Source organism: Thalassospira sp. UBA1131 (assembly GCF_002311515.1).
Taxonomy (GTDB): domain Bacteria; phylum Pseudomonadota; class Alphaproteobacteria; order Rhodospirillales; family Thalassospiraceae; genus Thalassospira.
Map to the genome: position 1 here is coordinate 38,992 of NZ_DCAO01000120.1, position 953 is coordinate 39,944.

2 protein-coding genes are annotated in these 953 nt (G+C 55.3%); one reads left to right on the top strand and one right to left on the bottom strand.

Annotation, left to right across the window (positions count from 1 at the left end):
• Positions 1–155, bottom strand: a 155-nt coding sequence (locus tag B3Z49_RS20245) for an FYDLN acid domain-containing protein (RefSeq protein ID WP_296994328.1), incomplete at its 3' end; no start/stop codon positions are given.
• Positions 156–515: 360 nt separating this feature from the next.
• Here B3Z49_RS20245 and B3Z49_RS20250 point away from each other — a divergent pair.
• The coding region (locus B3Z49_RS20250) for a 3-phosphoshikimate 1-carboxyvinyltransferase (protein ID WP_414716275.1) at positions 516–953 on the top strand (438 nt) is incomplete at its 3' end.

The window sequence follows — 953 nt, forward strand, 5'->3', positions numbered from 1 at the left end:
TCTTCTTCCGGTGCCGGTTTTGCAACCGCGGATTTCTTGACCTTTGTCACCCCGTCCGGCGTTTTGCATTTCGGGCAGACAACCGGGGTACGGTTCAGGTCGTAATACTTGGTACCACAGGCGAGGCAGTGACGTTTCTTACCGCGTGCTGACATTACGGCAAATCCTCTTAATTACCGTTATCAATTAAGAAAAAGACTTTGTGTCGCAAAAGCGCAGCAAGGCTACGCACAGCGTCTTGTCCGAGAGGCCCAATTGCCATCTTGCGAGCACCTTGTCAAAAGGAAATTGCGCGTTTTTCCCTTTGGCAGGGCGATGGGACAAATCTGCCGCACATTCGTGCAATTTCCTACACCGAATTTCGGGTTCGATACTGGTGCCTGCCAACCGCTTGTGCTAGAGCATTGGTCCCCTGATTGAAAGGCCCGCGCGCGCCTGAAAACATGGCCGCAGCGCAGTGCAATTTCAATCAGCCTTTTGTTGATGATAAAACAGTGACTGGCAGGTACGAGCCCATGAGTTCTTCGCAAACCAAACGTCCGCTTTCCTCGGCCAAGGCCGGGCCGCTTTCGGGCGATATCCGGGTTCCGGGTGACAAGTCTATTTCTCATCGCTCCCTGATGTTTGGTGGTCTGGCAATCGGTACAACCAAGGTTACCGGCCTTCTGGAAGGCGAAGACGTTCTGGCAACGGCGGACGCCATGCGTAAACTTGGCGCCACTGTCACCCGCGATGAAGACGGCACCTGGCATATCACAGGTGTTGGCGTCGGTGCGCTGCGTGAACCCGATAGCGTGATTGATATGGGCAATGCCGGCACCGGCATTCGCCTGATGGCCGGCATCGTTGCCACCCATCCGATCACGACCTTCTTCACGGGTGATGCGTCACTGTGCAAACGCCCGATGGGCCGCGTTGCTGATCCGTTGTCCGAATTTGGCGCGCAATTCATC